Genomic DNA, 26,970 nt, shown 5'->3' with positions numbered 1-26,970 from the left:
CGCCCTTGCTGCACTGCCTTCACGCCCTTCCCCAAATGTCGCCTCGACCTCCCCCCGCTGTCATCGCGACCGCGGGGAGAGATCTCCGGATTTCAGTAGTGGCTGCTCCCGTCCCAGCAGTGGGTGCACAGCCGTTCCCGGGGCAGGCCGATCGCCGCCACCAGATCGTCCATGGTCTGGTAACGGAGCGAGGTCAGGTGCAGCTGGTCGCGGATCGCATCGATCATCGCCAGGTTCCGGGCCGAACCGGCCTGGGCGTATTCGTCCAGGTTCTTGTCCTCGACCCCCTCGAGCCTCTTGATGACCTTCCGCCCCGCCAGGTCGAGGGTCGAGCGCGACGACGAGAAGTTGAGAAACTCGCAGGGATGGATCAGCGTCGGGCAGGCGGTGCGCATGTGGACCTCGCAGGCGCCGCAGTCGAACAGGATCTGGACGTTCTCCTTGAGCTGGGTGCCGCGGACGATCGAGTCGTCGCAGAACAGCAGGCGTTGACCGGCGATCAGCCGCCGCACCGGGATCAGCTTCATCTTCGCCACCAGATCGCGCATTGCCTGGTTCTGGGGCATGAAGCTGCGCGGCCAGGTCGGGGTGTACTTGACGAACGGCCGGCTGTACGGGAGTTTGCGTTCGCTGGCATAGCCGATGGCGTGGCCGATCCCGGAATCGGGGATGCCGGCGACGAGGTCGACCTTCACCTCGTCATGGCGGGCCAGGGCGGCGCCGCAGCGGTAGCGCACGTCCTCGACGTTGATGCCCTCGTACTCCGAGGCCGGGTAGCCGTAGTAGACCCAGAGGAAGGAACAGATCTGCATCTCCTTGCCGGGAGGGCGGCGCTGCTCCCAGCCGTCGGCGGTCATGAACAGGATCTCGCCGGGGCCGAGAAAATAGGTCGTTTCGAATCCCAGGTTGGGAAAGGCGCAGGTCTCGGAGCTGATCGCCGTCGCCCCCGGCCGCCGTCCCGCCACCAGCGGGGTGCGGCCGAGGCGGTCGCGGGCGGCGTAGATCCCCCCCTTTGTCAGCAGCAGCAGTGAGCAGGAACCGTGGATCGCCTCCTGGGCGGCGCGGATCCCGGCCTCGAAGCTGTCCTCCTGGCAGATCAGCATCGCCATGACCTCGGTCGGGTTGGTGATGCCGTCGCTGGTGCCGGAAAAATAGCTCCGGCGGGCAAAGGCCTTCTCCACCAGCTCGGCCATGTTGTTGATCCGGCCGACGGTGACGATGCCGAAGGTCCCGAGGTGCGAGCCGATGATCAGCGGCTGGGGATCGGTGTCGCTGATGACTCCGATCCCCAGCCGGCCGTGAAAGCGGCTCAGCTCCGCCTCGAATTTGGAGCGGAAGTAGCTGTTCTCGATATTGTGGATCGCACGGTGGAAGCCGTGCTGGTTGCGCACCGCCATGCCGCCGCGCTTGGTGCCCAGGTGGGAGTGATAGTCCGTGCCGTAGTACAGATCGGCGACGCAATCGCTGTCGGAGACAACTCCGAAAAGACCGCCCATGATGACCTCGAGTTGATGAAATTCACTTCTGTATCCGCCCAGTCGCGGCGGCAGCGGGGCCGGGCCGACAGCCGCCGGCGGCCGCCGGGCCCCAGGCCCTCACACGTTCAGCGCAGTTCGCTGTGGTAGTCCTGCAGCGACCGCACCCTGGTCTCGCCCTCGCGGATCGCCTCGATCCCTTTGGCGGCGGCGATCGCCGCCGCGGTCGTGGTGATGTAGGGGATCTTGTACCTGATCGCCGCCTTGCGGATGTTGGAGCTGTCGGCCGAGCCCTTCTTGCCGCTGGGGGTGTTGATCACCAGGTGGATCCGGCCGTTCTGGATCGCGTCGAGCAGATTCGGGCCGGGAGTGCCGATCTTCGCCACGGCCTCGGTCGCGATTCCCTTTTCTTCGAGAAAGCGGTGGGTGCCGGCGGTGGCCATCAGGGTGAATCCCAGTTCGCGGAAGCGGCGCACCGATTCCAGCGCCGCCTGCTTGTCGCGATCGGCGATCGTGAACAGCACGGTGCCGTGCTGCGGCAGGATCGACTGGGTCGCCTCCTGGGCCTTGAAGAAGGCGCGGCCGAAGGAGCGGGCCATGCCGAGGACCTCGCCGGTGGAGCGCATCTCCGGGCCGAGCACCGGGTCGACCTCGGGGAACATGTTGAACGGGAAGACCGCCTCCTTGACCCCGTAATAGGGGATCCGGATCTCCTGCAGGTGGAGGTCGGCCAGGGTGCTGCCGAGGATGATCTGGGTGGCGAGGCGGGCCATCGACAGGCCGCAGACCTTGGAGACGATCGGCACCGTGCGCGAGGCCCGGGGGTTGGCCTCCAGCACGTAGACCGTGTCGTTGTGGATCGCGTACTGGATGTTCATCAGCCCCACGACTCCCAGTTCGATGGCGATGCGGCGGGTGTATTCGCGGATCGTGTCGAGGTGGCGGGTCGGGATGCTGATCGGCGGGATGACGCAGGCCGAATCGCCGGAGTGGATCCCGGCCAGCTCGATGTGCTCCATGACCGCCGGGACGAAGGCGTTGCCGCCGTCGGCGATGGCGTCGGCCTCGGCCTCGATGGCGTTGTCGAGAAACTTGTCGATCAGCACCGGCCGCTCCGGGGTGATCTCCTCCACCGCGACGTTGAGGTAGCGCTGCAGCATCTGGTCGTCATGGACGATCTCCATGCCGCGGCCGCCGAGGACGTAGGACGGCCGCACCATCAGCGGGTAGCCGATCGTCGCCGCGATCTCCAGCGCTTCGGCGGCGCTGGCGGCCATCCCCGATTCCGGCTGGGGGATGGCGAGGCGGCGCATGATGCCGTTGAAGCGGTCGCGGTCCTCGGCCAGATCGATGGTCTCCGGCGAGGTCCCGAGGATCGTCACCCCGGCCTCGGCCAGCTCCCGGGCGAGGTTGAGCGGGGTCTGGCCGCCGAACTGGACGATGACCCCCTCCGGTTTCTCCTTGCGGTAGATGCTGAGGACATCCTCGACGGTCAGCGGTTCGAAGTAGAGTTTGTCGGAGGTGTCGTAGTCGGTGGACACCGTTTCCGGGTTGCAGTTGACCATGATCGACTCGAGCCCGGCCTCGCGGATCGCCATTGCCGCATGGACGCAGCAGTAGTCGAACTCGATGCCCTGGCCGATGCGGTTCGGGCCGCCGCCCAGCACCATGATCTTGCGGCGGTTGCTGACCGGCACCTGGTCCTGGCCGTTGTAGGTCGAGTAGTAGTAGGCGGCGTTGTCGACCCCGCTGACCGGCACCGGTTCCCAGGCCTCGACGACGCCGATGGCGACCCGCTGGTCGCGGATCGTCCGCTCCGGCACCCCCAGCAGCCGGGCGAGATAGAGGTCGGCGAACCCGTCCTGCTTGGCGCGGCGCAGCAGGTCGTCGGGCAGGAGTCGGCCCTTGCAGGCCAGGATCTCCTCCTCCAGCTCCACCAGCTCCCGCATCTGCTGTAAGAACCAGGCCTTGATATGGGTGAGCCCGTGCAGCTGCTCGATCGTCGCGCCCTTGCGCAGGGCCTCGTACATCAGGAACTGGCGCTCGCTGGTGGCGTAGGCCAGCCGCTCCAGCAGCGTGGCGAGCGGCAGTTTGTTGAAGTCCTTGGCGAAGCCGAGGCCGTAGCGGTTGATCTCGAGGCTGCGGATCGCCTTCTGCAGCGCCTCCTTGTAGTTGCGGCCGATGCTCATGGCCTCGCCGACGGCCCGCATCTGCGTGCCGAGCCTGTCCTCGATGCCGGCGAATTTTTCGAAGGCCCAGCGGGCGAACTTGACGACGACGTAATCGCCCGAGGGGGTGTAGCGGTCGAGGCTGCCGTCGCGCCAGTAGGGGATTTCATCCAGCGTCAGGCCGCCGGCCAGCAGTGCCGACACCCGGGCGATCGGAAGGCCGGTGGCCTTCGAGGCCAGGGCCGAAGAGCGGGAGGTGCGGGGGTTGATCTCGATCACCACGATCCGGTCGCTACTCGGGTCATGGGCGAACTGGACGTTGGTGCCGCCGATGACCTCGATCGCCTCGACGATGGCGTAGGCGTAATCCTGCAGCCTCTGCTGCAGGGCCGGGGTGATCGTCAGCATCGGCGCGGTGCAGTAGCTGTCGCCGGTATGGACGCCCATCGCATCGACATTCTCGATGAAGCAGACGGTGATCATCGTGTTGTTGGCATCGCGCACGACTTCGAGTTCCAGCTCTTCCCAGCCCAGCACCGACTCTTCGACCAGCACCTGGTGGATCAGGCTGGCGGCCAGGCCGCGGGTGACGATCGTGCGCAGTTCCTCGAGATTGGCGACCAGGCCGCCGCCGGTGCCGCCCATGGTGTAGGCCGGGCGGATGACGACCGGATAGCCCAGCTCGGCGGCGACCTTCTCGGCGTCCTGAAGGGTCGTGACGGCCGTGCTGCGCGGCATCTCGATGCCGAGGCGGTCCATGGTCTCCTTGAAGGCGATCCGGTCCTCGCCGCGCTCGATCGCGTCGATGTTGACGCCGATGACCTTGACCCCGTAGCGTTGAAGGATCCCGGCGCGATACAGTTCGGAAGAGAGGTTGAGGCCCGACTGGCCGCCGAGGTTGGGAAGGATGGCATCGGGCCGTTCGGCGGCGATGATCTTTTCCAGGGTCTTGACGTTGAGCGGTTCGATATAGGTCGCATCGGCGGTGGTCGGATCGGTCATGATCGTCGCCGGGTTGGAGTTGACCAGCACGACCTGGTAGCCGAGGGAGCGCAGCGCCTTGCACGCCTGGGTGCCGGAATAGTCGAATTCACAGGCCTGGCCGATAACGATGGGGCCGGACCCGATGATCAGAATCTTATGGATGTCGTCACGTCTGGGCATGGGTGCTCCTTATGGCAGAAGGGGTATCTGGCGTCGCATGGAACCGGCGATCGTTGACGGCCGGGTGTCAGGTGCGGCGGCGAACCGGCCGGACCTTTTCCAGGTAAATGAAGCCACAGTGAAAATCAAGCTATAGTTGCTGCCGATCATGATCTTTTCGGTCGCCGCCGTCAAGAGCTAAACCCTCAGCCGTTGCTGCGGATTTTCGGGAACAGGGCGATAATCGGCAGGGTCAGCAGGGGGATGGCGGCGATCGCCAGCAGCACCGGGCGGATGGTATAGGTATCGGCCAGTTTGCCGACAAGCGGGGTGATGACGCCGCCGAGGCCGTAGGCAAAACCCATCATCAGACTGGCCACCATCGACCGGCCTTTCGGGGCCAGGGTCTGGGCCATCGTCACCCCCAGGGGGAGGGGAGCCAGGACCAGGGCGCCGGCCAGGGCCGAGCCGAGGTACACCCAGTCGCCGCTCACCTGCAGCAGGAGCCAGAGGGCCGGGGCCATCAGCAGATAGGAGAAGAGGAAGACCGGTTTGAAGCCGATGCGGTCGGAGATGTGGCCGGACAGCAGACCGCTGACCGTGCCCGACACGGTGAACAGGGCATAGATGGCCCCGGCGGCGACGACGCTGAACCCTTCCCTGACGTAGAGCACCGGCATGAAGGTCAGAAACGACTGGCCGACGATCGCCCGCATGAACATCACCAGCCAGATCAAGGCGATGACCTTCCAGGCGTCGCCCAGGCTTTCCTGCAGCGCCCCGAAGAATCCCGAACGTTTGAGGCCCTCGCTCTGCGGCGGCGGGATGACCTTGACCAGATAGGCCAGGACCAGCAGCCCGGCGGCCATCGTCCACGGCATCGCGGTCAAGCCGAAGGTCGCGACGTACCAGGTGATGAACAGGGGGCCGAGGCCGAAAGCCAGGGTCCCGCCGGTGTTGAACAGCGACATCGAGAACCCGGCCTTCGAGCCGGCATAGACCGGCACCATCCCGGTGACCGAGGGGTGGAACATCGATGAGCCGATCGCCCCGAGGGCGACACAGAGCAGCAGCACCCAGAAATTGGGGGCGATGCCCGCCAGCGGGATGAACACGATCGTCAGCGCCAGACCGGAGAAGATGAAGACCCGGGTGGGATTGCGATCCGCCAGGTAGCCGACCGTCGGCTGGATGATGAAGGCCAGCAGCCGCATCGTCCCGGCGAGGATGCCGACCTGGGTCAGGGACAGGCCGAGTTTGTCGACAAACACCGGGAACAGCGGGCTGATGAAGGCGGTGTAGAAGTCGCCGGTGAAATGGATCAGGGTCAGGGCGAACAGGATCTTGAGGTTGGCGGACATAGGGCGGGGACCGGATCGGTGAGCGGGGCGGCGATCAGTACGTCAACAGCCTGGGCTGCCGCCAGTTGGTGTCAAACCCCATTTCCGCGAGAATGGCCACCCCTGTTTCCATGTGCGCCGCCACCGATTCGAGGCCGTGCGAGTCGTCACCGGGGACGACGGCGATCCCCATCTCCCTGGCAATCTGCAGAATAGGCCGGGAGATGTACGGTTCGCTTGCCCCCTTCAGCAGGGAGCGGAGGTTGAAGTCCATGATGAGGTCGAGATCGCGGATGAGGGCCAGGTTTCTCCTGATCCGCTCCATGATCGCCGGCTGCAGCAGTCTCGACCGGTACTCGGGATCGAAGATCCGGATGAGGTCGAAGTGGCCGACCACCGCCGGCTGCAGCAGCTTGATCATCTCGTACTGCTGGTCGAAATAGCGGCAGTAGAGGGCATCGACACCGCCTGCCGCGGCGGCGGTCCGGTCGTACTGTTCCCGGGAATAATCGAAGCCCAGATCGTCGACGAAATGGACGGAGCCGACCAGGTAATCGGGCTGGAATGTCTGTATCAGAGAGGGGATGAACTGCTCATAGCCGCTGTAGGTCTCGATCTCCATGGCGGTATAGATCCTGATCTCGGCATCGTATTTCCGCTGCAGTCTGCGGCACTCCCTGATGTAGTCGCGAAAGCGGTGCAGCAGGAAGTCGGCGGTCAGTCCGGCCTCTATCTGGTCGGGGTAGCGCAGTTCGTCGCTGATTGCCGGCACGTGCTCGGTGATCCCCACCCAGGGGAAGTCTTTGAGGATGTACTGCTGGATGATTTCTTCGAGGGTGTTGGTGGCATGGTGGCAGAATTGGCCGCTATGCCCGCCGTGGACGGATACGTAGGATATGGTTTCCATTGTGTTGCGCGTAAGGTTCCCGGTGATGACGGAGGGCGGCCAGGTCGGCGTGCCATGATGGGGAGCAGGCGGCGTCCGGGAAGGAAACGCCGTCGGCTGCAAGCCGCGGCCTCCGGGACACAGGCGCCTCGGAGGTCGCGAGCCCCGGATTGTAACATTGTCCATCGCCTTGTGAAAGCGCTATATGAATTCGGCGCCGTCGATTGAGGGCGACGCGGCGATCCGTCCGGGCGGTATTTCAGCATACATGGGGCTTGACATGGCTCGCGATCAATGGTTAACCAGTTTCATAATTATGGTTAACGAATCGGTGCGACGATGAAAAAACGCATACTGGAAATGCTGCAGAAATCTTCCCGGCCCTTGTCGGGACCGGAGCTCAGCCGGGAGTTGGAGGTCTCGCGGGTGGCGGTGTGGAAGCACATCGACCAGCTGCGGCAGAGCGGCCATGAGATCGAATCGACGGCCGGGGGCTACCGCCTCGTGACGGTCCCGGATACCCCCTTCCCGTGGCTGTTCGGTCCCCGCTCGGCGCTGATCCATTATTATCCCGAGCTCGACTCGACGATGAACCGCGCCACGGAGCTGGCCCGCGCCGGCTGCCCTTCCCACACCGTCGTTGTCGCCGATCGCCAGCTCCAGGGGCGCGGCCGGATGCAGCGCCAATGGGATTCCGGGGAGGGCGGCCTGTATTTTTCCATCGTCGTGCGGCCGGCGCTGCCGCCCCGCGAGTGCCCGATCATCAATCTCGCGGTCGCCCTCGATCTGGTGGCGACCCTGGCCCGGTGCTGCGGCATCACCGCCCGGGTCAAGTGGCCGAACGATCTCCTGGTCGACGGCCGCAAGATCGCCGGCATCCTGTCGCAGATGGAGATCGAGGGCGATCAGGTCGCCTTTGTCAATGTCGGCATCGGCCTCAACCTCAACAACGAGCCGGAAGTTGCCGACAAACCGGCCGTGTCGGCGCTGCAGCTGACCGGGGAGAAGGTCAATCGGGCCCAGGTCCTGGCCGATTTCCTCCAGCGCTTTGAAACCCGGATGGCGACCTTCTCCCGCCGCGAGGTCCTGCGGCAGTGGCGGGAGCGCACCGTCACCCTCGGCCGCCAGGTGACGATCACGACTCTGCGCGACGACTGCGAAGGGCTGGCGGTCGATATCGATGACGAGGGCGGATTGATCGTCGAGCTGGCCGACGGTTCCCGCCGCACCGTCTTTTACGGCGACTGTTTCCATACCTTGTGAAGGCGATCGCCGGCGGGGTCGGCGTCTGCCGCCCTCAGGCAGAACCACAACATCAGCTTATGGTGAGAAATACCATGAACGCTCAACAACCGGACCTGCACCGCCTGGTCCTCGCCTCCCTGCTGGCGGCGTTGATCGCCGTCGGCGGCTACATCGCCATCCCGGTCGGCCCGGTCCCGATTGTCCTGCAGAACCTGTTTGTTCTGGTCGCAGCGCTGCTGCTGGGCAGTCGCTGGGGAGCCGCCGCCGTCGCCGTCTACCTGCTGGCAGGGGCCTGCGGCCTGCCGGTATTCGCCGGTGGCGGCGGCGGCCTCGGTCATCTGTTCGGCCCCCGTGGCGGCTATCTCTTCGGATTTCTGATCGCCGCCTGGGTCGTCGGCCGGATCTCGGAATCGTTCCGCCAGCGGCCGGTGGCGGAGATTGTCGCGATGGTGGTCGGCAGCCTGATCATCTACGCCGTCGGCGTGCCCTGGCTGCAGATGCTCCTCGGTCTCAGTCTGGGCAAGGCCCTGGCGATCGGCATGTACCCCTTCGTCCCCGGCGACCTCATCAAGATCGCCGCCGCCTATGCCATCGTCAAGAGCGTCCGGCCGTTGCTGCACTTCGGCCGCCGGCCGGAACCGGGCCGGTCGCCGGCGGACCCGGTTGCATAACGGCGGACGGTCATGGATATCATCAAGATTTCAGGGCTCACCCACCGCTATCCGGACGGCCGCACCAGCCTCGAGGAGATCGATCTGTCGGTCGCCCGCGGTTCCTTCGTCGTCCTCGCCGGGGCCAACGGCGCCGGCAAAAGCACCCTGCTGAAGCATCTCAACGGCCTGTTGCGGCCCCAGGAGGGGAGCGTCGAAATCGCCGGAGTCCCCGTCCATCAGGACCTGCGCCATGCCCGGCGGACCGTCGGCATGGTGTTCCAGGACGCCGACAGCCAGATCGTCGGCGAGACGGTATATGACGATGCCGCCTTCGGTCCGGAAAACCTTCACTGGCCGGCCGCCAGGATCCGGGAAAGCGTCGACTCGGCCCTGGAGACGGTCGGCCTTGGGAAGCTGCGCGACCGCAGCCCGCATCTGCTGTCCGGCGGCGAAAAACGTCGCCTGGCGATCGCCGGGGTCCTGGCGATGGCGTCGGAGGTCATCGTCCTCGACGAGCCCTTCGCCAATCTCGACTACGACGGCGTCCGCCAGGTCCTGGCCCATATCGTCGCCCTCCATGCCGGCGGCCGCACCATCATCGTCTGCGTCCACGATCTGGAGAAGGTCCTGGCCCACGCCCAGCGGCTGATCATCCTGCAGCGGGGCCGGATCGCCGCCGACGGCCCGCCGGAGCAGGTCGTGCGGGCGGCCGAGGCCTGCGGCATCCGCCTGCCGGCCGCCATCAGGATGGGGGGAATGGTGGAATCATGGCTGCGCTGATCTTCGGCTACCAGCCGGGGCACACCGTGGTTCACCGGATCGATGCCAGGATCAAGCTGGCGGCCCTGGCGCTGTTCAGTATCGTCAGCCTCCAGGCCGGCTTTCCGGGGCTCGGTCTGGCCCTGGTCGCCGCCCTGCTGCTGCTGCCCGCCGCCCGCTGCCCGCCGCTCCTCTGCCTGCGGAGTCTGAGATGGTATCTGGTCCTGCTGCTCTGCATCGTCGCGGCGCGGGCGGCGACGACGGCGGGCGAGCCGCTGCTCGCCTCGCCCTGGCTCCCTGCCAGCCGCCAGGGCCTCGAGGCCGGTCTGGTGCTGGCCGGGCGCCTGCTCGTCATCGCCCTTCTCGGCCTGCTGGTGACCGTCACCACCCGGCCGTCCCATATCCGGGCGGCGGTCGAATGGTACCTGCGCCCGCTCCCCTTCATCCCGCACCAGCAGATTGCGACGATGATCGGTCTGCTGGTGCGCTTCATCCCGGTCATCCTCACCCAGTCGGCGGAACTTCATGACGCCCTGCGCGCCCGGGCGATCGACCAGCGCCGCAACCCGCTGCGCCGCATCACCTATCTCGGCATGCCCCTGCTGCGTCGGACCTTCGTCACCGCCGACCGCTTGGCGCAGGCGATGGAGGCTCGCTGTTACGGGATGGAGCGCACACGTCATCAGTGGCGGACCGGGGCCTGTGACTGGACGGCGCTGGGACTCGTCACCGGGTTCTGCGCGCTGCTGCTGGCGATCTCCTGAAACGGCAGCGAGGGTCCGGGGCGTCAGTGCAGGAACCGGCCGGTGCTGCTCATCGCCAGATGGCCGTCACGGATGCCGCGCAGGGCGACCAGTTTGTCCGACAATTCCTGGATCTCCCTGGCCTTGCCGCGGACGATGATGACTTCCAGGCAGTTGTCGTGGTCCATGTGGACGTGCGTCGTGGAGACGATGTGGTGGTGGTAGCCGTGCTGGACCTCGGTGACCTTGTCCTGCAGCTTGTGCTGGTGATGGTCGTAGACCAGGCTGATGACGCCCATGACCTCCTTGTCGGCCTGCCACTCCTTTTTGACGAAGGCCTTGCGGATGAGGTCGCGGATGGCCTCGGAGCGGTTGGTGTAGCTTCTGGCCCGAATGTGGTTGTCGAAGATTTCGAGCAGATTTTCCTCGAGCGAGATCGAAAATCGTTTCAGCATGTTCTGTTTGCTCCCTGTCGGTAAAGGTCCGTCGGATTTCAGGCCTTGTCGCTGCCGCTCCCTGGCGGCGATGGCGGGCGGTTGCCGTGCTGCAACTATACAGCCATTTTCACTAAAAATGCAAAGAGTTGCGGCCGGGGCGGCAAATCGGCGCCCCGGCGGCGCGGAGGCGGCAGGAGGCAGCCCGGCTCAGCCCCTGCGGCGGATCTCCTCGGAATTCCTGAGACGGAGACTGAAGTAGGCGATGATCGGCACGAGGACAACGAGGGCGTACCACGGCAGCCACCCTATCGCCCCGATGAAGGCGGCATCGGCGATCGGCAGTGGCTGGTCAGCGGCGCCGCGGTGACGGAGCTCGGCGACGAGCACGGCGAAGAGGATGCCGATCATGCCGTAGGCCAGGTTGAAGGCCATGCCCTTGAAGCTGAGGACGGTGGCCCGCTGGTGCGAGGGGGTGATACGGTTGAGATAGTGGCTGCTGAAAAACGACTCCAGCATCATCAGGAAGAAGATCAGAGCGATCGGCAGCAGGCCGAGGTAGGGGAAGAAGGCGGCGGTGGCGCTGAGGGCGATCAGCGTCAGGGCCGCCAACCACAGGACGTTGGCGGCCGGGGAGAAGCGTTGAACCATCGCTTCGGCGACCTTGGGCGAGACGATGCCGAGCAGCGACATTCCCGCCCCGATCAGGCCGAAGCTGGCCTCGGGCAGGGAGATGAGGCGGAAATACTGGCTGGTCAGGGTGACGATCAGGCGCAGCACGTGGTCGTAGACCATGCCGAAGAGGATGACGGCGAGGGCGAACGGGGTCCGGAAGATCCACCGCCCGGCCGCCAGGGTCATCCGCCCGGTCGCGTTCATGGTGCGGAGGATATCCCCGGGGCGGGGGGGTTGCCCCGAATCGTCGGCCGGTTCCCGTATCCGCAGCGTGACGACGCAGGCGGCGACCGCCAGCAGCAGGGTCAGGAAGATCGGGTAGCGCATCGTCGTCTGCTGGGTCACCTGGAGATTCGATCCGATCCAGGCCAGCAGCCGGTTGACGGTCGCCGGGTCGTAGATCAGGGCCCCGACCGCCATCGAGATCACCGCCGCGACCGAGCGCAGCCGCATCTGGACGCTGAGGACCCGGGGCCAGTCCCTGGTGTCGCCCTCGGCGGCGAGAGAGTCGTAGGCGATGGCCTCGTCGGCCCCCGAGGCAAGGGCCTCGGCCAGACCGCTGAGAATCCGGTTGAGCAGGAAGACCGAGAATATCAGGGTGCCGTTGCCTAAGGGGACGAAGCAGATCAGGGCCATTTCGACGACCATCAGAAACGAGGTGCCGACGACCAGTTGCCTGCGGCCGATGATGTCGGCCAGGGCGCCGCTGGGGACCTCGGCGCAGAAGATGGTGATCGCCCAGACCGTATTGAGGAGGGAAAACTGCTCGATGGTCAGACCGTAGTCGAGGAAGAGGATGGTGAAGACCGGATAGTAGAAGCGGGAGTTGAACAGGATCCGGAACAGGATGAAGAGTCTGATGTTGGGGATGGAAAAGGGGGACGGCGGTTTCATCATCGGGGGCTCCGGGGTGTGGGGGGCGGGACGGCGCGGGTGCATACGTTTCGCTGCCGTTCGTCACTGCACGGTCTGGCGGTACTTCCGTTCGAGCCGGTGCACCGCCAGCGACAGGCCGAGACAGAGGACAAGATACATGGCGGTGACCGTAATCCAGATCTCGATCGTCGCCTGGGTCGAGGCCATGACCTGCAGGCCCTGGAAGGTCAGTTCCTGGATCGAGATGATGGAGACGATCGACGAGTACTTGATGGTGTTGATGAATTCGCCGGCCAGCGGCGGCAGCATGACGCGGATGGCCTGGGGCAGGATCACCAGCCGCAGCACCAGGATCTTCGGCAGGCCGAGGGATCGCGACGCCTCCCACTGGCCCACCGGGATCGACTGGATCCCGGCCCTGACGATCTCGGCGATATAGGCGGCCTGGAACAGGCCGATCGTCATGGCCCCGGAGATAAAGGGCGAGAGCAGGGTCGGGTCGCCGGCGGCCAGGGTCAGGAATTCGTGGACATAGGGCGGGCTGCGGCGGATCAGGGCATCGATCTCGAAGTGGGAGAGCAGGCGGTCGTTGACGAAGTAGTAGAACAGAAACACCAGGACCAGGGCCGGGGTGTTGCGGATGAATTCGATATACAGGCGGCTGATCAGCCGTGGGGCGAGACGGGTCGCGACCCGCATGACTCCGAGCAGGACCCCGAGCCCCAGGGCGAGGAGCATCCCCCAGACGCTCAGCCGGATCGTGGTGAACAGGCCTTCGAGCAGGGCGTTGGCGACCCAGCGCTGCCGTTCAGCGTCGAAGCGGATCAGGTAGGTCGGGATGATCCCCCAGTTCCAGTTGTAGTTCAGATTGAAGAACATCCGGTAGAGGAGGAAGACCGCAGCGCCGATAAGCCCGGCGAGGACGAACCAGTCGAGACGGCTGAGCTTGCGTTGCAGTCGTGGCATGGGGGCGTTGGCGTTGTTGCGGGAAGGAGAGGGGGGAGACGATTGTCGGTTCCCCCCTCCGGGCATGGTGAGAGTTACTGGACCTGGCTGGCCCAGTCCTTGCCGCCGAACCAGTAGTCGTGCCGCTCCTGCAGCCAGCCTTCCAGCTGGACCAGGGTGATCCAGCTGTTGAAGCAGGCCAGGGTGTCGGGATCACCCTTGGGCAGCGCGAAGGCCATCGGTTCTCTGGTAAAGGTTTCGGTGAAGGGGAGAAACAGCGTTTCCTTGTAATCGGCGGCCTCGAAGGCCGGCCGGGGGGCGTTCTCGACGACCGCATGGACCCGGCCGTTGCGCAGCTCCTGGTACAGCTGGGTTTCGTTGTCGAACATCCGCAGGGTGGCGTTGGGCAGATATTTCTTGGCAGAGGCGGCGGCAGTCGTCCCCAGTTTGACGGCGATCTCCACCTCCTGCTTGTTGAAATCCGCCAGTTGCGTGAAACCGGCCGCTTTCTGCCGGTGGGCGACGAGCGACATCCCGGAGTAGTCGTAGGGGACCGTGAAGTTGACCTTCAGCGTCCTCTCGGGGGTGATGCCCATGCCGCCGATGATGACGTCGAACTTGCCGGTCAGCAGGGCGGGGATGATGCCGGACCAGGCGGTGGGGACGAATTCGACCTTGACTCCGAGATCCTTGGCCAGCCGGGTGGCGACATCGATCTCGAAGCCGATGAGCTTGCCGTTCTTGTCTTTCATCGCCCAGGGCTGGAAGATGTCCATGCCGACGCGCAGGACCCCTTTCTTTATGACCCGCTCGATCGTGCTCTCGGCGGTGAGCTGCTGGCGGGTGGATGCGGCATAGGTCATGCCGGTCATCGCCACCAGCAGCAGGACCAGGGTCATGAGCAGTGTTCTCTTCATTGTCTTCTCCTGTGGTTGATTATCCTGTGGTTGATTATAAAGGGTGAACGCCGGAAGATCATCGGGTTCAGGTCAAGGCAGTTTCAGCCGTTGTTCCAGGACCCCCGCCGCCAGGGACAGGGTAATGGTGATGAGCAGGTAGAGGGCGGCGACCGTCAGCCAGATCTCGAAGGTCAGGAAAGTCTCGGCGATGATCGCCTGGGCGTGCATCGTCAGGTCGTAGATGGCGATGGTGCTGACCAGGGCCGAATCCTTCACCAGCGAGATCGTCTGGCTGGCCAGCGGCGGCAGGGCGGTGCGGAAGGCCTGGGGCAGGATGACCTTGCGGTAGGTGGCATAGGTCCCGAGGCCGAGGCTGTAGCTTGCCTCGACCTGCTGGTGCGGTACCGACATGATGCCCGAGCGCAGGATTTCGGCGACATAGGCCCCCTCGAAGAGGCTGAGGGAGAGGACCGCCGCCGGCAGCCGCTGCAGGCCGAGCAGCGGCCCGAGGACGAAATAGATGAAGAAGATCTGGATCAGCAGCGGGGTATTGCGCACTCCCTCGACATAGAGCCTGGCCAGCAGCGACGCCAGCGGCGAATGGGACAGCCGCAGCACGGCGGTGATCAGGCCGATCGCCAGGGCCAGAACGAGGCTGTAGGCGGAGAGCTGGAGGGTGACGAGCAGGCCGTGGAGCAGCGGTCCGGCGATGAGATCGCCGGCATCGACGGTCCACAGGTAGCGGGGGATCCGGTACCACTGCCAGTTGTAGCCCATGCCCTGCGATCCCGAGAGCAGGACCGCGCCGATGCCGGTCCCCAGGATCAGGAGGATGGCGACATCGACCAGCGGCGAGCGGGACAGGCGACGCAGGTGGCGTGTGGTGGCGGGGAAGGACAGGTTCATCGGCTTGTGGACAGGCTGCTGATTCATTATGATAATCAATATCATCTGAAACTACCTGCTTCGCCGCCAAATTGCCAGATTCTTTTGCCCGTTGCCGGGAAAAATTTCCGACGGCGTGATCGTTCGACCGTGGGAGAAACGAGTGTTTACTTTTCAGTGCCGCTCACTATACAATGAAAAAAAGGCCGCAGATGTTGAGGGATCGGAGAGATGGGAAGCGGCCGGTGATTCGGCGCGGGAGAGTGCATATGAAGATCGTGATTGTGGGTGGCGGGGCGATCGGCCGGCTTTTCGGTTCTTTTCTGGCGAAGGGAAACAACGAGGTGACGCTCGTCGATATCGACCGCGAGGTCGTCGGCGCGATGCAGAATCAAGGCATCGGTGTCCTCGCCAACGGCGAGGAGGACCCCGAGGCGGCGACGGTGGTGCCGGTGAAGGCGGTCAGCGACAGTTCCTCCATCACCGCCTGCGATCTGCTGCTGTTGATGGTGAAGTCGTATTCAACCAGGGTGGCGGTCGAGAGCATCTCCCACCTCGTGTCGGCGGACTGTCCGCTGCTGACGGTCCAGACCGGTCTCGGCAACATCGAGGTCATCAGCCGGATCATCCCGGCGGACCATATCCTCGCCGGCATGACCTATATGTCGGGAACCTCCCTTGGCGGAGCGACGGTGAGGCACGGCGGTGACGGCCTGACCTATATCGGTGAACTCGACGGCAGCCTCAGTCAGCGCCTCGAGAAAATCACCAAGCTCTTCAACGACTGCGGCATCAGGAGCCTGACCTCACGGCGGATCATCGGCGGGCTGTGGTGCAAGGTCATCGTCTATTCCGCCATCAACCCGATGTCGTCGATCCTCAAGGTCCCGAACGGCTGCCTCACCAGCCGCATGGAGTCGATCATGCTGATGAAGCGCCTGCTCGACGAGGGCCGCACCGTCGCCGAGGCCTGCGGCGTCGACCTGTTCCGTACCGATCTCTACGCCGATCTGTTCGACGCCTGCCAGCGCAGCGCCAACAACCTGTCGTCGATGCTGCAGGATATCCTCAACGAGCGCAGCACCGAGATCGACGCCCAGAACGGGGCGATCTGCCGGTACGCCGAAGATCACGGGATCGCGGCGCCCACCCACCAGACCATTTTCGAGCTCATCAAACTGCTCGAGAGGTGGCGGCCGGGGCTCGAACAGCTGTGACCGTCCGTTTGCGATACGGGTATGACCATTTTTTAAAGAGGAAGACATGGATGACTGGCAGAGATTTCTGATTGCGATGGACAAGTCGGAGACGTCGCGGCGCGCCGTACGGTATGTCGGCCATATGGCCCGCGGGCTGGCGGAGAAGCACATCTGTCTCCTTCACGTCTACCCGGAACCGCCGCCCGATTTCTATACCAGGGGGGGGCGGCTGGACCGTTACCAGATGGTGAAGGATGAGCGGGCCGGCATCTTTCTCCAGGATGCATCGATCATCCTCGAGGAGATGGGGATCAGCGGCCGGGATATCAGCCAGCAGATCAGCATGGCCGAGGGCCGGACGATCAGTCAGGCCGTGCTGGACATCCGCAAAGAGGGCGGTTTCGGCACGGTGGTGACCGGCAAGCGCGGGGTGTCGAAGGCCGAGGAGTTCCTCTTCGGCTCGATCTCCAACGCCCTGGCCCGTCATGCCCGCGATTTCACCGCCTGGATCGTGGGGTAGCCGATGATCGACCTGAATCCTTTTCCACTGCGGATCCTGCCGCGGCTCAAGGACCATCCGGCCCTCAGGAGCCTGCGCCGCCAGCCCCGGATCTGGCGGGACACGAGTGATTTTACCAGTATCGACTACGGTGACATCATCCTCGTCGACAACCGCTGGTTTCTGGTCGTCGGCTACATGCGCGAGGGGCGTTTCGGCATCGACGAGCAACCGAAACAGTGGGTGCCGAAGGTCAGCGACCTGGAGACCGGGGAATCGAACATCCTCAAGCTCGTTTTCCACGAGACCTACTCCATCAAGTTCGGCGATCTCAAGGTCACCTGTTACCGCAACCCGGAAAAGGAGGCGCGGGTCCTGGAACTGGTGCGGGGCAACCCGGCCTTCATGCAGGGCTATTCGGTCCTCGACGATGCCGACAACCTGGTGCGCATCCTCGATGTCGTCCAGGGTAACAGGATGGACAAGTATCTCCAGCGCCTGGGCGAGGGCCATGAGGAGTATTTCCGCGACCACCTGGTCGGGGTCCTCCAGCGCTTCCTCCTCTCGGTGCAGGCGATCGCCTACCTCCACAGCCACGGTCTGAAGCACGGCGATATCCGCCGCGACCATATCTTCGTCGACTGGGACAGCGGCCACTTTTCGTGGATCGATTTCGACTACGACTTCTACCTGCCGGAACGGCCGTATGCGATGGACCTGTTCGGGCTCGGCAACTGCCTGCTGTATATCGTCGGGCGCCGCAATTTCCGCTTCCAGGATGTCCTTGAGGACCCGGAGCTCGGGGAGAAGATCGCTTCCTCGCTGCGGGTGGAGGACATGTCGTTGCTCGCCCGGGACCGGGTCTTCAACCTGCAGAAGATCTACCCCTATATCCCGGACCGGCTCAACGCCATCCTGATGCATTTTTCCGCCGGGACTTCAGTCATATACGATACGGTGGACGAGTTCCATGACGAACTCGCCGACTGCATCGCCTCGCTGTAGCTGGGGGAGGAACAGCCGTCAGGCCGACAGCTTCTTCCGGGCGAGTTCGGTGATGGTGCGGAAGTCGATCTTGCCGCTGCCCATCTTCGGCAGGGTGTCGCTGACCATAAAGGTCTTGGGCAGGGCGATCTGCGGCAGGTGTTCGGCCATCTTCTTCAGGGTGGCCTTTTCGTCGAGTTTGGCGGTGACGACGGCGACGATCCTCGCCCCCTTGATGGAATCGGGGACCTCGACGACGCAGCATTCGATATCCTCGGCCAGGGTCTTTTCCAGGACATCCTCGATCTTGACCAGCGACACCATCTCGCCGCCGATCTTGACGAAGCGTTTGAGCCGGCCGACATGCCAGAGGAATCCGTCCGCGTCGATGTTGCCCATGTCGCCGGTGTCGTACCAGCCGCCGCGGATATGCATGGAGGTCTCCTCGAAATCGTCGAAGTAGCCCTTCATCACGTTGTCGCCCTTGATCAGGATGCGTCCGTCTTCGCCCGGGCCGCAGGTCTCGCCGGTCTGGTAGTTTTCGATGCGGACCTGGACCCCGGGTATCGGCTTGCCGACGCTGCCGGGGCGATTGAACTCCGGGGTGTTGGTGGAGATCACCGGCGAGCACTCGGTGGCGCCGTAGCCCTCGTAGAGGACGATGTTGTGCCTGGCCTTGAACCCGTCGCGCAGGGCGTCGGGGCACTTGTCGGCGCCGGCCAGGGCGATCCGCAGGCTGGCGAAATCCCCTTCCTCCGATTTGCGCAGGTAGCCCCAGAAGAAGGCCGGGGTGCCGACCAGAAAGGTGGCCTTCTCCTCCCGCACGATCGTGCAGATTTTCTTGAAATCAAGGGGATTGGCGTAGGTGAGCAGGGTCATGCCGTGATAGATCGGCAGCCAGAGGTTGGTGGTCAGCCCGAAGACATGGAAGAAGGGCAGGGTGCACATGAAGATGTCGTCTTCCTTGAACTCGAAGATCGGGGTGACCGACTCGATGTTGGCAAGGATATTCCTGTGGGTCAGCTGGACCGCCTTCGGGTCCTTTTCGCTGCCGCTGGTGAAGAGAATGACCGCGGTGTCGTTTGGGTCGCCGCCATGCACCAGTTTCTTGATCCCCGCTGCCGGCAGTTTCGAGATCAGAGCGGCGACGGCCTTCTGCATCCCGGTCAGCCCGGCCATGATGTCCTCGATATAGATCATCCCCTCGACATAGGGGCAGTCGATCTTTTCCAGCAGGGCCTTCGAGGTGATGATGGTCTTGAAGGCGCACTTGTTCTGGGCGTAGCGGGCATTCTGCTCGGCGCCGGTCGAGTAGTTGATCATCACCGGCGTCCGGCCGCTCATCAGGATCCCGCACTTGACAAGGATACAGCCGGCCGAGGTCGGGATCATGACGCCGATGAAGCCCTCGTCGAGCTTGCGGAAGATCCGCGACAGCAGAACGGCGGCGAGCAGGGCCCGGCCGTAGGTCAGGTCCTTGTCGGTGGAAAAATCACGGATCCCGGTCTTTGTGGCCAGCCGCTTGGCGACCTCGATGAAACGGTGATGTAGCAGCACTACGGTCTCCTCCTGTTCCTGCTGTTGTCCCTAGGTCAACGCCGGCCCCTTTTCAGAGGCGTGATGCTGCAGAGGCATGATGCGGCGTTTCCCCCTGATACTGAAAAAACCCAAGTACCATGTTTCATTGGCTTTGGCAACTTCGAGTCGCCGCTCCGCCGGTGGCCCGGGGCGAGGATCGGGATCGACGGCCGCCATTGCCGGGGGTGTCTTCGGGGTGGAATTACCGTGGCGTGACATATTTTTTTTGCCATGGGAATAGTTCCTACTTATCGTCTAGTCCACGCCGTAGCACGTGAAGGAATTCAAGAACAACCCTCTCCCCCCGGAGTCAAATCGATGCGAAAAATTACCTCGATGACCATGCTGGTATCGCTGGTCCTGCTGATCCTGAATTCGATCGTCCTCTATGTCGTCCCCGAGGGACGCGTCGCCTACTGGGCCGACTGGCGTTTCTGGGGCTTGACCAAGACCGAGTGGGGTGATCAGCACGTCACGATCGGTTTTCTCTTTGTCCTTGCCGGATTGCTCCACCTCTATTACAACTGGGCGGCGGTGATCTCCTACCTCAAGAACAAGGTCAAGGAGATCAAGGTGTTCACCCTGCCGTTCAACGTCGGCCTGATCATCACCGCCCTGGTGGCCGTGATGACCTATTTCCATGTGCCGCCGGTGGGTCTGGTCCTCGATCTCGGCGCCCATTTCAAGGAGGCGGGGGCCCGGAAATACGGTGAGCCGCCGTATGGCCACGCCGAGCTGTCGTCGCTGAAGATGTTCACCCAGAAGGAGGGAATCGAGCTGGATACCGCCCTGTCGCTGATGCAGCAGGCGGGGCTGCGGGTTTCCGGTGGTGAGGAGACCCTGCTCGCTGTAGCCCAGAACAACGACATGACCCCGCAACAGGTTTATCAGGTCATCAGTCCGGCCAAAAAGCCGGCGATGTCGGTAAACGGCGCTGCCCCGGTCTTTCCCGACGAACCGAAACCCGGGTTCGGCCGCAAGACCCTCGAACAGGTCTGCACCGAGCTGCAGCTCGACCATGCCGTCATTGTCAAAGGTCTGGAAGACAAGGGGTTGACGATCGCAGCCGGCACAACCATCCACGAGATCGCCGAGACCAACGGCCGGGAGCCGATGCAGATCTTCGAGGCGATCCGGGCCGTGGTTCTCGGAGAATAACGGCGGCCAGTTGTCTTCGCCATTGCCCCACAGACTGCAGAACTTTTTCTCGAGAAAGCAGCAGCTATGTCGACACCAGCCTCACCCACCGCTTCTTCCCGGGGACACAGAACGACAGGCGGGATCCTGCGGACCCTGTTTCTCAACCGGTATCTCCTCTTTCTGCTTGTTCTCACCCTGTATACGGGGCTGATCGAGCGGCTGGGCGGGTTGAAGGGCGGCTGGACCTTTCTCAGTCACCAGTATCTCGAGATTGGGCTGGTCCTCTGCCTCTACTGGTATCTCAACGCCGTCGTCCGCCCGTCGCGCTGGCAGGCCGTCCTGGCCGCCGCCCCGATCCTGCTCGCCTATATCGGTCAGGACATCTACTACCTGCTGCTCGGCAAGGTGTTCCGGTTTGTCGAGTTGACCGAGGTCAGGGAGCTGCTCAACGTCACCTCGACCAGGTTCCTGATCCTGATCGTCCTCGCCGGGCTCATCCCGTTCTGCGGTGTGCTGTGGTGCATCAACTACCGGCGGCCGAAGGCCATCGTCCTCGGCCTGCTGCCGCTGGTCCTGATCGTCGCCGCGACCCGGTTTGCCCCTGAACAGGTTCTGCGCAGCTACAAAGTGATGCGAATCTGGGTCGTCAATTGGTCCGACGAGATGCCGGTCGAACTGAACGGCCGCTTCGTCATGCTGGTATACCGCGAGGCGGAGCGGCGGATCTCCCTGAACCGGACCGCGACCTTCCAGGATCGGCCGGCGTACGAACTGGAGGCCAGAAAGCGGGCGGAATGGCTGAAAAAAACGGGATCGAGACGGAATGTCCATCTGGTGGTGATGGAGAGCTTTGTCGATCCGACCCTGTTCAAGGGGGCGGCCTACACCAAAGACCCGATTCATCCCGATTTCCGCCGGCTGTTCGGCAAGCGGATGGGTTTCTCGATCTCTCCGGTCTTCGGCGGCAAGACGTCGCAGGCCGAGTTCGAAGTACTGTGCGGGGTCCCGGCCTTCCAGGAGCTGGCCGGGGTCGAGTTCAACTCCTTCACCGGCGTTCCCGCCTACTGCCTGCCGGGAACCCTGGAACTGGCCGGCTATCGGACGGTGGCGACCAACTCCTTCAAACCGACCTTCTTCAACGCCGTCAGCGCTTACGAGGGGATAGGTTTCGGCGAGATGTACTTCCCCAGGGAATATGTCGACGACGCCACCACCTATCTGTCGACCGGCGATACCACAGGCGAGATCTACATGTTCGACGGCGAGCTGTTCCGCCAGAACCTGGAGTTTGTCGAGGATGCCTTGAGCGATCGGGACGCGCCGCCGCTGTTCAATTACGTGCTGACGATGTTCGGTCATCTGCCTTATGTGCTGAACAAGGACAAGCGGCCGTACCTGCTGAAGCTGGTTTCCCGCCATCGCGATCCGACGCTGGAACGGGTCGCCAACCTGTTCTACTACCGCTCGCAAGCGGTCGCCGCGTATGTCGAACGGTTGAAGAAGATCGATCCCCGGAGCCTGATCATCCTCGTCAGCGATCACGTGCCGCCGCTGCAGGGGTTGACGACCTACAAGAAGCTGCGGTATCTCGACAACCGCAAGGGCAACCTCCACCTCAATCGCATCCTGTTCATCGAGGACGGCCGGGTCAGAACCCACGCCACGATCCACCATTACGATGTGCCGAAGATCATCCTCGACTACCTGTCCCAGGGGCAGTACTGCCGGGAGAATCGCTGCGGTTTTAACGGCAACAAGCTGCTTGTCGACCGGGACGGCCTGCGGGACGAGTATCTGCGGCTGATGGCCCATGCCATCGACTAGGGAAGGGCTGCGGCAACCGGGGATGTTCAGTTCGGCAGTTCGATATCGGTCCTGTCGAGGACGGCGCGCGGCATCTCTTTTCTGGCTTTGACCCCGAGTTCGGTCAGCTGGCCGGCCTGGGCGATCAGATTGCCCCGCCCCTGGCTCAACTTGGCCATTGCCGCCTCGTAGGTGTGGTGGCAGTTGCCGAGCTGGCGGCCGATCTTCTCCATGTCCTCGATGAAGCTGCAGAGCTTGTCATGGATAAGCCCCGCCCGCCTGGCGATTTCCTGGGCATTGCGGCTCTGGTGTTCATAGCGCCAGATGTTTTCGACCGTGCGCAGGGTCGCCAGCAGAGTCGTCGGGGTGGCGACGATGATCCCCCGGCGGAAGGCCTCGTCGAAGAGCCTTTCGTCCTGCTGCATGGCGGCGACGAAGGCGGCCTCGATCGGCATGAACATGATGACGAAATCGAGTGACCTGATCCCCTCCAGGTCGCTGTAGTTCTTGTCGCCGAGGGAGGTCAGGTGGTCGCGGACCGCGGCGGCCAGATCGCTCAGGGCCCGCTGGCGGGTCTTTTCCTCCTCGGCGGCGACGTAGCGTTCCCAACTGATCAGCGACACCTTCGAGTCGATGACGATGTCCCGACCCTCCGGCAGGTGGACGACGACATCGGGGCGGAACAGGCGGCTGTCCCGGTCGCGCAGACCTTCCTGGCAGTCATATTCATGGCCGCGGCGCAGGCCGGATTGCTCGAGCACCTTTTCCAGCACCATCTCCCCCCAGTTGCCCTGGACCTTCTTGTCGCCCTTGAGGGCGCGGGTGAGGTTGACCGCCTCGACGCTGATCTGGCGGTTGAGGTCGCGGAGACGGAGAATTTCGTCCTTCAGCGAGGTCCGCTCCCGGGTGTCGTTGGCATAGATGTCGCCAATCTCCTTCTTGAAGGCGGTCAGCTGGTGATGCAGGGGCTGGAGGATGGCCTCGAGCCGCTCCCGGTTCTGGCTGCCGAATTTTTCGCTCTTTTCCTCGAAGATCCGGTGGGCGAGCGCTTCGAACTGCAGGCGGAGTTCGTTCCGTGCCTCCTCCAGCAGGTTGAGCTTGTCGCCGGCGTTGCGCCGCTCGCTCTCGAGCAGGGTCTCCAGTTCGACGAGCCGCAGCTTCTGCTCGACGATCTGCTCCCCCGCGTCGGCGGCCGCGGTCTGTGTCGCCGCCAGGTCCCTGATCAGGGCAAGGTGGCGGCGATGCAGGCGACGATGGCGGAGGAGCAGCGCGGCGAGCAGGGCCAGGACGAGGACCAGGGCAGCGGTGAGGATGAGCAGGAGCAGAGGCGGCGGGATTTCAGGGAGCAGCGGTGTGAGGAGATCGATGAGGGACAGGGAATTCGGATGATTCTGCATGCAGACGTTATACCCGTGAGCGGAGAAATGGGCAACAGGCGGTTCGGCGGTGTTCCCGGCAGGCCCCGGTTGAGATCACCGTCAAGGGCCAGGCTCGTGCAAAACAGGCGTGGTGCGTCAATCCGGGAGGTTGCGGTCGGACCGCACCGATCAGCCCGGCGGCCAGTGCAGCGGCCGGCCGCCGATGATGTGCATGTGGATGTGGAAGACCAGTTGTCCGGCATCCGCCCCGTTGCTCAGGACCAGCCGGAAGGCGTTGCCGATGCCGTTGTCCGCCGCCACCGTGCCGGCGACGCGCATCATTTTGCCGATCAGCTGTTCGTCCTCAGCGGCGATCGATGACGGTCCGGTGATATGTTTTTTGGGGATGATCAAGATGTGCTGCGGCGCCACCGGGGCGATATCCCGGAAGGCCACCAGATCGTCGTCCTCGTAGACGATCTCGGCCGGAATCTTGCCGGCGGCGATTTTGCAGAAAAGACAATCGGTCATGGGCATGCTCCTGGCGGTGAAAAAAGGGCAGGGCCGTCCGGGTGGACGGCCCTGCCGTGGAGGTCGGGGTCAACGCGTATAGGTGAAGTGCAGGCGTCCGTCCTCGAGGTCGATCCCGGCCTCACCGCCCCGGCTCAGCTCGCCGAAGAGGATCTCGTCGGTCAGAACATCGCCGATCTCCGCCATGATCAGGCGGCGCAGCGGCCGGGCGCCGAAATCCGGGTCGTAGCCTTTCTCGGCGAGCCAGGATTTGGCCGCCGCCGACAGCGTGATGCTGACCCGCTTCTCGGCCAGCTGGCCTTCCAGTTCCCGGATCAGCTTGTCGACCACATTCTCCATCGCCTCGTGATTCAGGGCCCGGAAGGTGACGATGGCGTCGAGCCGGTTGCGGAACTCGGGGGCGAAGATGCGGTTGATCGCGGTCTGGTCGCGGCCCTTTCTGTCGCTGACGAAGCCGATGCTCCTGGTCGTCAGTTCCCGGGCCCCGGCGTTGGTGGTCATGATCAGGATGACGTTGCGGAAATCGGCCTTGCGTCCCGAGTTGTCGGTCAGGGTCGAATGGTCCATGACCTGCAGCAGGATGGAGTAGATATCGGGGTGGGCCTTTTCGATCTCGTCGAGCAGCAGCACGGTGTGCGGATGCTTGCGGATCGCCTCGGTCAGCAGGCCGCCCTGGTCGAAACCGACATAGCCGGGGGGTGAGCCGATCAGGCGGGAGACCGCGTGCTTCTCCATGTACTCGCTCATGTCGAAACGCTCGAAGTGGACGTTTAAGACCCGGGCCAGCTGGCGGGCGACCTCGGTCTTGCCGACGCCGGTGGGGCCGGCGAAGATGAAGCTGCCGGTCGGCGAGTCGGGGTTGCCGAGTCCGGCCCGCGACCGCTTGACCGCGGCGACGACGGCATCGATCGCCTCGTCCTGGCCGAAGACGACCTGGCGCAGCCCCGTTCCGAGCTCCCGCAGCGAGCCGATGTCCGAGGTCGTGGTGCTCTGGGCCGGGATCCGGGCGATCTTCGAGACGACCTTTTCGACATCGGCGACCTTGACCATCGCCCCTTTGCGGCCCTCGAGACGGAACATCGAACCGACCTCGTCCATGACGTCGATGGCCTTGTCGGGCAGGAAGCGTTCGTTGACGTAGCGATCGGCCAACTCGGCCATGGCCCGGATCGCACTTTTCGAGTAGCGGACCTGGTGGTGATCCTCATACCTGGCCTGCAGCCCCTTGAGGATCAGGCAGGTGTCATCGACCGAGGGCTCCTCGATATCGATCTTCTGGAAACGGCGGGACAGGGCCCGGTCCTTTTCGATCTGGTTCTTGTACTCCTCGTAGGTCGTCGAGCCGATGCAGCGCAGGATCCCCGACTGCAGGGCCGGCTTGAGCAGGTTCGAGGCGTCCATCGAGCCGCCGCTGGTCGCCCCGGCCCCGACGATGGTGTGGATCTCGTCGATGAAGAGGATGGCGTTGTCCTTGTTCTCGATGGCCTGGATGACGCCTTTGAGGCGTTTCTCGAAATCGCCGCGGTACTTGGTGCCGGCCACCAGCCCGCCCATGTCGAGGAGATGGATCTCGACATCCTGCAGCAGATCGGGGACGATGGCCTTGCGCCCTTCGGCCCGGGCGATCTTGTCCTCGTGGATGCGCAGGGCCAGGCCCTCGGCCATCGCCGTCTTGCCGACGCCCGGTTCGCCGACCAGCAGCGGGTTGTTCTTCTTGCGCCGGCACAGCACCTGCATGATCCGGTTGACCTCGGGTACCCGGCCGATCAGCGGATCGAGCTTGCCGTCGGCGGCCTGCTGGGCCAGGTTGACGGTAAAGTCCTTCAGCGATTTCTCCGCCGCCCCCTGTTCCCGGGTGTCGGGTGATTCCGGCGGCCGTGGCAGGGGTTCCTTCTGCAGCCCCTCGGGCAGCTCGTGGGAGATGAAGTTGACCACGGCCATCCGCCCGACGCCGACCGAACTGAGGAAATACACGGCGTGCGACTCGGTCTCGGCAAAGATCGAGACGAGGACGTCGCCGCTGTCGACCTCCTGCTTGCCGCAGCTCTGGACGTGGGCGACGGCCCGCTGCAGGACGCGGTTGAAGGCGATGGTCTGGGCCGGTTCGGCCGCCCCGGTCGAAGACAGCTTCGGGATCTCGGCGGCGAAATAGCGTTCGAGTTTTTCCTTGAGGGTGTCGGTCGAGCCCCCGCATTCACTGATGATATACGAGGTCAGCTCGTCATGGAGCAGACCGTAGAGCAGGTGCTCGACGGTGACGTATTCATGGTGGTGGTTCTTGGCTTCCCTGATCGCCCGAATAAGGGCTTTTTCCAATGTTTTACTCAGCATATGTGTACCGTCTGGGCTGCGGTTGATATTTCGTGCTCAGGCCCTCTCCATGGAGCAGCGCAGCGGGAACTCCTTCAGCCGCGCCAGGCTGTGAACCTTGTCTATCTTTGTCTCACAGATCTCCCGGGTATAGATTCCGGCGATGCCAATCCCCTGTTCATGGACATTGAACATGATCCTTGTCGCCTCGGCCGGGGATTTGTGAAATATCCCGATCAGGATCGACACGACGAATTCCATCGACGTGTAGTCATCGTTGTGCAGCAGCACCTTGTACAGCGGCGGTTCGGTGATCTTCGTCCGGTCTTTGGTTGCGACCGAGCCCTGCAGCGATTCTTTCTTCCCTGGCATCGAAATTTGTCTGTTGTCGAAAAGGATTGCTCGTCGGTATATCCGTTCAGTCTTTTTCTATCATAATAAC

At 63.7% G+C, this 26,970-nt stretch carries 23 protein-coding genes; 9 read left to right on the top strand and 14 right to left on the bottom strand.

Features of this window, described 5'->3' with window-relative positions; genetic code table 11:
- Positions 1-92 precede the first annotated feature (92 nt).
- The 4 genes from HNQ81_RS07855 to HNQ81_RS07840 all read right to left on the bottom strand — a co-directional run bounded on the left by HNQ81_RS07855 (position 93) and on the right by HNQ81_RS07840 (position 7,033).
- On the bottom strand, positions 93-1,496 hold the full coding sequence (locus HNQ81_RS07855) for an amidophosphoribosyltransferase (RefSeq protein WP_183350067.1): 1,404 nt from the start codon (positions 1,494-1,496) through the stop codon (positions 93-95).
- A gap of 107 nt (positions 1,497-1,603) precedes the next feature.
- A complete protein-coding gene (gene carB / locus HNQ81_RS07850; RefSeq protein WP_183350065.1) occupies positions 1,604-4,807 on the bottom strand; it encodes a carbamoyl-phosphate synthase large subunit in 3,204 nt (1,067 codons plus the stop codon).
- A gap of 185 nt (positions 4,808-4,992) precedes the next feature.
- On the bottom strand, positions 4,993-6,147 hold the full coding sequence (locus HNQ81_RS07845) for an MFS transporter (RefSeq protein WP_183350057.1): 1,155 nt from the start codon (positions 6,145-6,147) through the stop codon (positions 4,993-4,995).
- A 34-nt stretch (positions 6,148-6,181) separates the two neighbouring features.
- Complete coding sequence (locus tag HNQ81_RS07840; RefSeq protein WP_183350054.1) at positions 6,182-7,033, bottom strand: histidinol-phosphatase; 852 nt, start codon at positions 7,031-7,033, stop codon at positions 6,182-6,184.
- 318 nt (positions 7,034-7,351) lie between these two features.
- Here HNQ81_RS07840 and HNQ81_RS07835 point away from each other — a divergent pair, with 318 nt between their 5' ends.
- The 4 genes from HNQ81_RS07835 to HNQ81_RS07820 all read left to right on the top strand — a co-directional run bounded on the left by HNQ81_RS07835 (position 7,352) and on the right by HNQ81_RS07820 (position 10,433).
- Entirely contained in the window at positions 7,352-8,275 is a 924-nt protein-coding gene (locus tag HNQ81_RS07835; protein ID WP_183350052.1) for a biotin--[acetyl-CoA-carboxylase] ligase, read from the top strand.
- 74 nt (positions 8,276-8,349) lie between these two features.
- Positions 8,350-8,928, top strand: coding sequence for a biotin transporter BioY (locus HNQ81_RS07830; protein WP_183350050.1), 579 nt, complete (start codon positions 8,350-8,352; stop codon positions 8,926-8,928).
- A gap of 12 nt (positions 8,929-8,940) precedes the next feature.
- The gene (locus HNQ81_RS07825) at positions 8,941-9,690 is read left to right on the top strand and encodes an energy-coupling factor ABC transporter ATP-binding protein (protein WP_183350048.1); all 750 of its coding nucleotides are present in this window, start codon (positions 8,941-8,943) and stop codon (positions 9,688-9,690) included.
- Positions 9,678-10,433 carry an energy-coupling factor transporter transmembrane component T family protein gene (locus HNQ81_RS07820; protein WP_183350046.1) on the top strand — a complete coding sequence of 252 codons (756 nt, stop codon included), beginning with the start codon at positions 9,678-9,680 and terminating at the stop codon, positions 10,431-10,433. The genes HNQ81_RS07825 and HNQ81_RS07820 overlap by 13 nt, the downstream gene beginning before the upstream one ends.
- A 23-nt stretch (positions 10,434-10,456) precedes the next feature.
- On the opposite strand, the gene nikR is transcribed toward HNQ81_RS07820, so the two are convergent.
- From nikR to HNQ81_RS07795, 5 genes are all read right to left on the bottom strand, one after another.
- Complete coding sequence (nikR, locus tag HNQ81_RS07815; protein ID WP_183350045.1) at positions 10,457-10,867, bottom strand: nickel-responsive transcriptional regulator NikR; 411 nt, start codon at positions 10,865-10,867, stop codon at positions 10,457-10,459.
- A 189-nt stretch (positions 10,868-11,056) separates the two neighbouring features.
- Positions 11,057-12,418 carry an MFS transporter gene (locus tag HNQ81_RS07810; protein ID WP_183350043.1) on the bottom strand — a complete coding sequence of 454 codons (1,362 nt, stop codon included), beginning with the start codon at positions 12,416-12,418 and terminating at the stop codon, positions 11,057-11,059.
- Between the two features lie 60 nt (positions 12,419-12,478).
- The gene (locus HNQ81_RS07805) at positions 12,479-13,363 is read right to left on the bottom strand and encodes an amino acid ABC transporter permease (RefSeq protein WP_183350041.1); all 885 of its coding nucleotides are present in this window, start codon (positions 13,361-13,363) and stop codon (positions 12,479-12,481) included.
- 74 nt (positions 13,364-13,437) lie between these two features.
- Positions 13,438-14,259, bottom strand: a complete 822-nt coding sequence (locus tag HNQ81_RS07800; protein ID WP_183350039.1) for a transporter substrate-binding domain-containing protein — start codon at positions 14,257-14,259, stop codon at positions 13,438-13,440.
- A 72-nt stretch (positions 14,260-14,331) separates the two neighbouring features.
- Entirely contained in the window at positions 14,332-15,174 is an 843-nt protein-coding gene (locus HNQ81_RS07795) for an amino acid ABC transporter permease (RefSeq protein ID WP_240191747.1), read from the bottom strand.
- A 221-nt stretch (positions 15,175-15,395) separates the two neighbouring features.
- Between HNQ81_RS07795 and HNQ81_RS07790 the strand changes: the two genes are divergently transcribed.
- The 3 genes from HNQ81_RS07790 to HNQ81_RS07780 are packed head-to-tail and all read left to right on the top strand — an operon-like array spanning position 15,396 to position 17,829.
- Positions 15,396-16,343: a ketopantoate reductase family protein gene (locus HNQ81_RS07790; protein WP_183350037.1), complete on the top strand. Its 948-nt coding sequence runs from the start codon at positions 15,396-15,398 to the stop codon at positions 16,341-16,343.
- A 46-nt stretch (positions 16,344-16,389) separates the two neighbouring features.
- On the top strand, positions 16,390-16,845 hold the full coding sequence (locus tag HNQ81_RS07785; RefSeq protein WP_183350035.1) for a universal stress protein: 456 nt from the start codon (positions 16,390-16,392) through the stop codon (positions 16,843-16,845).
- 3 nt (positions 16,846-16,848) lie between these two features.
- Positions 16,849-17,829, top strand: coding sequence for a serine/threonine-protein kinase (locus tag HNQ81_RS07780; RefSeq protein ID WP_183350033.1), 981 nt, complete (start codon positions 16,849-16,851; stop codon positions 17,827-17,829).
- 18 nt (positions 17,830-17,847) lie between these two features.
- On the opposite strand, the gene HNQ81_RS07775 is transcribed toward HNQ81_RS07780, so the two are convergent.
- Entirely contained in the window at positions 17,848-19,365 is a 1,518-nt protein-coding gene (locus tag HNQ81_RS07775) for an AMP-binding protein (RefSeq protein WP_183350031.1), read from the bottom strand.
- Positions 19,366-19,704: 339 nt separating this feature from the next.
- Between HNQ81_RS07775 and HNQ81_RS07770 the strand changes: the two genes are divergently transcribed.
- Together HNQ81_RS07770 and HNQ81_RS07765 are read left to right on the top strand one after the other, a co-directional pair.
- On the top strand, positions 19,705-20,544 hold the full coding sequence (locus HNQ81_RS07770) for a DUF4405 domain-containing protein (protein WP_240191746.1): 840 nt from the start codon (positions 19,705-19,707) through the stop codon (positions 20,542-20,544).
- 66 nt (positions 20,545-20,610) lie between these two features.
- Entirely contained in the window at positions 20,611-22,350 is a 1,740-nt protein-coding gene (locus HNQ81_RS07765) for an LTA synthase family protein (RefSeq protein ID WP_183350027.1), read from the top strand.
- Positions 22,351-22,376: 26 nt separating this feature from the next.
- Here the strand turns inward: HNQ81_RS07765 and HNQ81_RS07760 are convergent, their stop codons facing one another.
- The 4 genes from HNQ81_RS07760 to HNQ81_RS07745 all read right to left on the bottom strand — a co-directional run bounded on the left by HNQ81_RS07760 (position 22,377) and on the right by HNQ81_RS07745 (position 26,900).
- Positions 22,377-23,726: a DNA recombination protein RmuC gene (locus tag HNQ81_RS07760; RefSeq protein ID WP_183350025.1), complete on the bottom strand. Its 1,350-nt coding sequence runs from the start codon at positions 23,724-23,726 to the stop codon at positions 22,377-22,379.
- Between the two features lie 150 nt (positions 23,727-23,876).
- Positions 23,877-24,224: a histidine triad nucleotide-binding protein gene (locus tag HNQ81_RS07755; protein ID WP_183350023.1), complete on the bottom strand. Its 348-nt coding sequence runs from the start codon at positions 24,222-24,224 to the stop codon at positions 23,877-23,879.
- Positions 24,225-24,287: 63 nt separating this feature from the next.
- Positions 24,288-26,549: an ATP-dependent Clp protease ATP-binding subunit ClpA gene (gene clpA, locus HNQ81_RS07750; RefSeq protein WP_183350021.1), complete on the bottom strand. Its 2,262-nt coding sequence runs from the start codon at positions 26,547-26,549 to the stop codon at positions 24,288-24,290.
- Positions 26,550-26,585: 36 nt separating this feature from the next.
- A complete protein-coding gene (locus tag HNQ81_RS07745) occupies positions 26,586-26,900 on the bottom strand; it encodes an ATP-dependent Clp protease adaptor ClpS (protein ID WP_183350019.1) in 315 nt (104 codons plus the stop codon).
- Between the last annotated feature and the right edge of the window lie 70 nt (positions 26,901-26,970).

The sequence above is a fragment of the Desulfoprunum benzoelyticum genome (genome assembly GCF_014201505.1).
In the GTDB taxonomy this organism is placed as follows: domain Bacteria; phylum Desulfobacterota; class Desulfobulbia; order Desulfobulbales; family Desulfocapsaceae; genus Desulfoprunum; species Desulfoprunum benzoelyticum.
The sequence above is the reverse complement of the archived record's forward strand: the minus strand, read 5'-3'. Positions and strand labels throughout refer to the sequence as shown.

Coding starts and splice junctions, on each gene's coding strand:
- HNQ81_RS07825 (WP_183350048.1), top strand. CDS start 8,941: ATGGATATCATCAAGATTTCAGGGCTCACCCACCGCTATCCGGACGGC.
- HNQ81_RS07830 (WP_183350050.1), top strand. CDS start 8,350: ATGAACGCTCAACAACCGGACCTGCACCGCCTGGTCCTCGCCTCCCTG.
- HNQ81_RS07805 (WP_183350041.1), bottom strand. CDS start 13,363: ATGCCACGACTGCAACGCAAGCTCAGCCGTCTCGACTGGTTCGTCCTC.
- HNQ81_RS07845 (WP_183350057.1), bottom strand. CDS start 6,147: ATGTCCGCCAACCTCAAGATCCTGTTCGCCCTGACCCTGATCCATTTC.
- HNQ81_RS07760 (WP_183350025.1), bottom strand. CDS start 23,726: ATGCAGAATCATCCGAATTCCCTGTCCCTCATCGATCTCCTCACACCG.
- HNQ81_RS07765 (WP_183350027.1), top strand. CDS start 20,611: ATGTCGACACCAGCCTCACCCACCGCTTCTTCCCGGGGACACAGAACG.
- HNQ81_RS07795 (WP_240191747.1), bottom strand. CDS start 15,174: ATGAATCAGCAGCCTGTCCACAAGCCGATGAACCTGTCCTTCCCCGCC.
- carB (WP_183350065.1), bottom strand. CDS start 4,807: ATGCCCAGACGTGACGACATCCATAAGATTCTGATCATCGGGTCCGGC.
- HNQ81_RS07780 (WP_183350033.1), top strand. CDS start 16,849: ATGATCGACCTGAATCCTTTTCCACTGCGGATCCTGCCGCGGCTCAAG.
- HNQ81_RS07785 (WP_183350035.1), top strand. CDS start 16,390: ATGGATGACTGGCAGAGATTTCTGATTGCGATGGACAAGTCGGAGACG.
- HNQ81_RS07810 (WP_183350043.1), bottom strand. CDS start 12,418: ATGATGAAACCGCCGTCCCCCTTTTCCATCCCCAACATCAGACTCTTC.
- HNQ81_RS07840 (WP_183350054.1), bottom strand. CDS start 7,033: ATGGAAACCATATCCTACGTATCCGTCCACGGCGGGCATAGCGGCCAA.
- HNQ81_RS07855 (WP_183350067.1), bottom strand. CDS start 1,496: ATGGGCGGTCTTTTCGGAGTTGTCTCCGACAGCGATTGCGTCGCCGAT.
- HNQ81_RS07790 (WP_183350037.1), top strand. CDS start 15,396: ATGAAGATCGTGATTGTGGGTGGCGGGGCGATCGGCCGGCTTTTCGGT.
- HNQ81_RS07820 (WP_183350046.1), top strand. CDS start 9,678: ATGGCTGCGCTGATCTTCGGCTACCAGCCGGGGCACACCGTGGTTCAC.
- clpA (WP_183350021.1), bottom strand. CDS start 26,549: ATGCTGAGTAAAACATTGGAAAAAGCCCTTATTCGGGCGATCAGGGAA.
- HNQ81_RS07745 (WP_183350019.1), bottom strand. CDS start 26,900: ATGCCAGGGAAGAAAGAATCGCTGCAGGGCTCGGTCGCAACCAAAGAC.
- HNQ81_RS07800 (WP_183350039.1), bottom strand. CDS start 14,259: ATGAAGAGAACACTGCTCATGACCCTGGTCCTGCTGCTGGTGGCGATG.
- HNQ81_RS07835 (WP_183350052.1), top strand. CDS start 7,352: ATGAAAAAACGCATACTGGAAATGCTGCAGAAATCTTCCCGGCCCTTG.
- HNQ81_RS07755 (WP_183350023.1), bottom strand. CDS start 24,224: ATGCCCATGACCGATTGTCTTTTCTGCAAAATCGCCGCCGGCAAGATT.
- nikR (WP_183350045.1), bottom strand. CDS start 10,867: ATGCTGAAACGATTTTCGATCTCGCTCGAGGAAAATCTGCTCGAAATC.
- HNQ81_RS07770 (WP_240191746.1), top strand. CDS start 19,705: ATGCGAAAAATTACCTCGATGACCATGCTGGTATCGCTGGTCCTGCTG.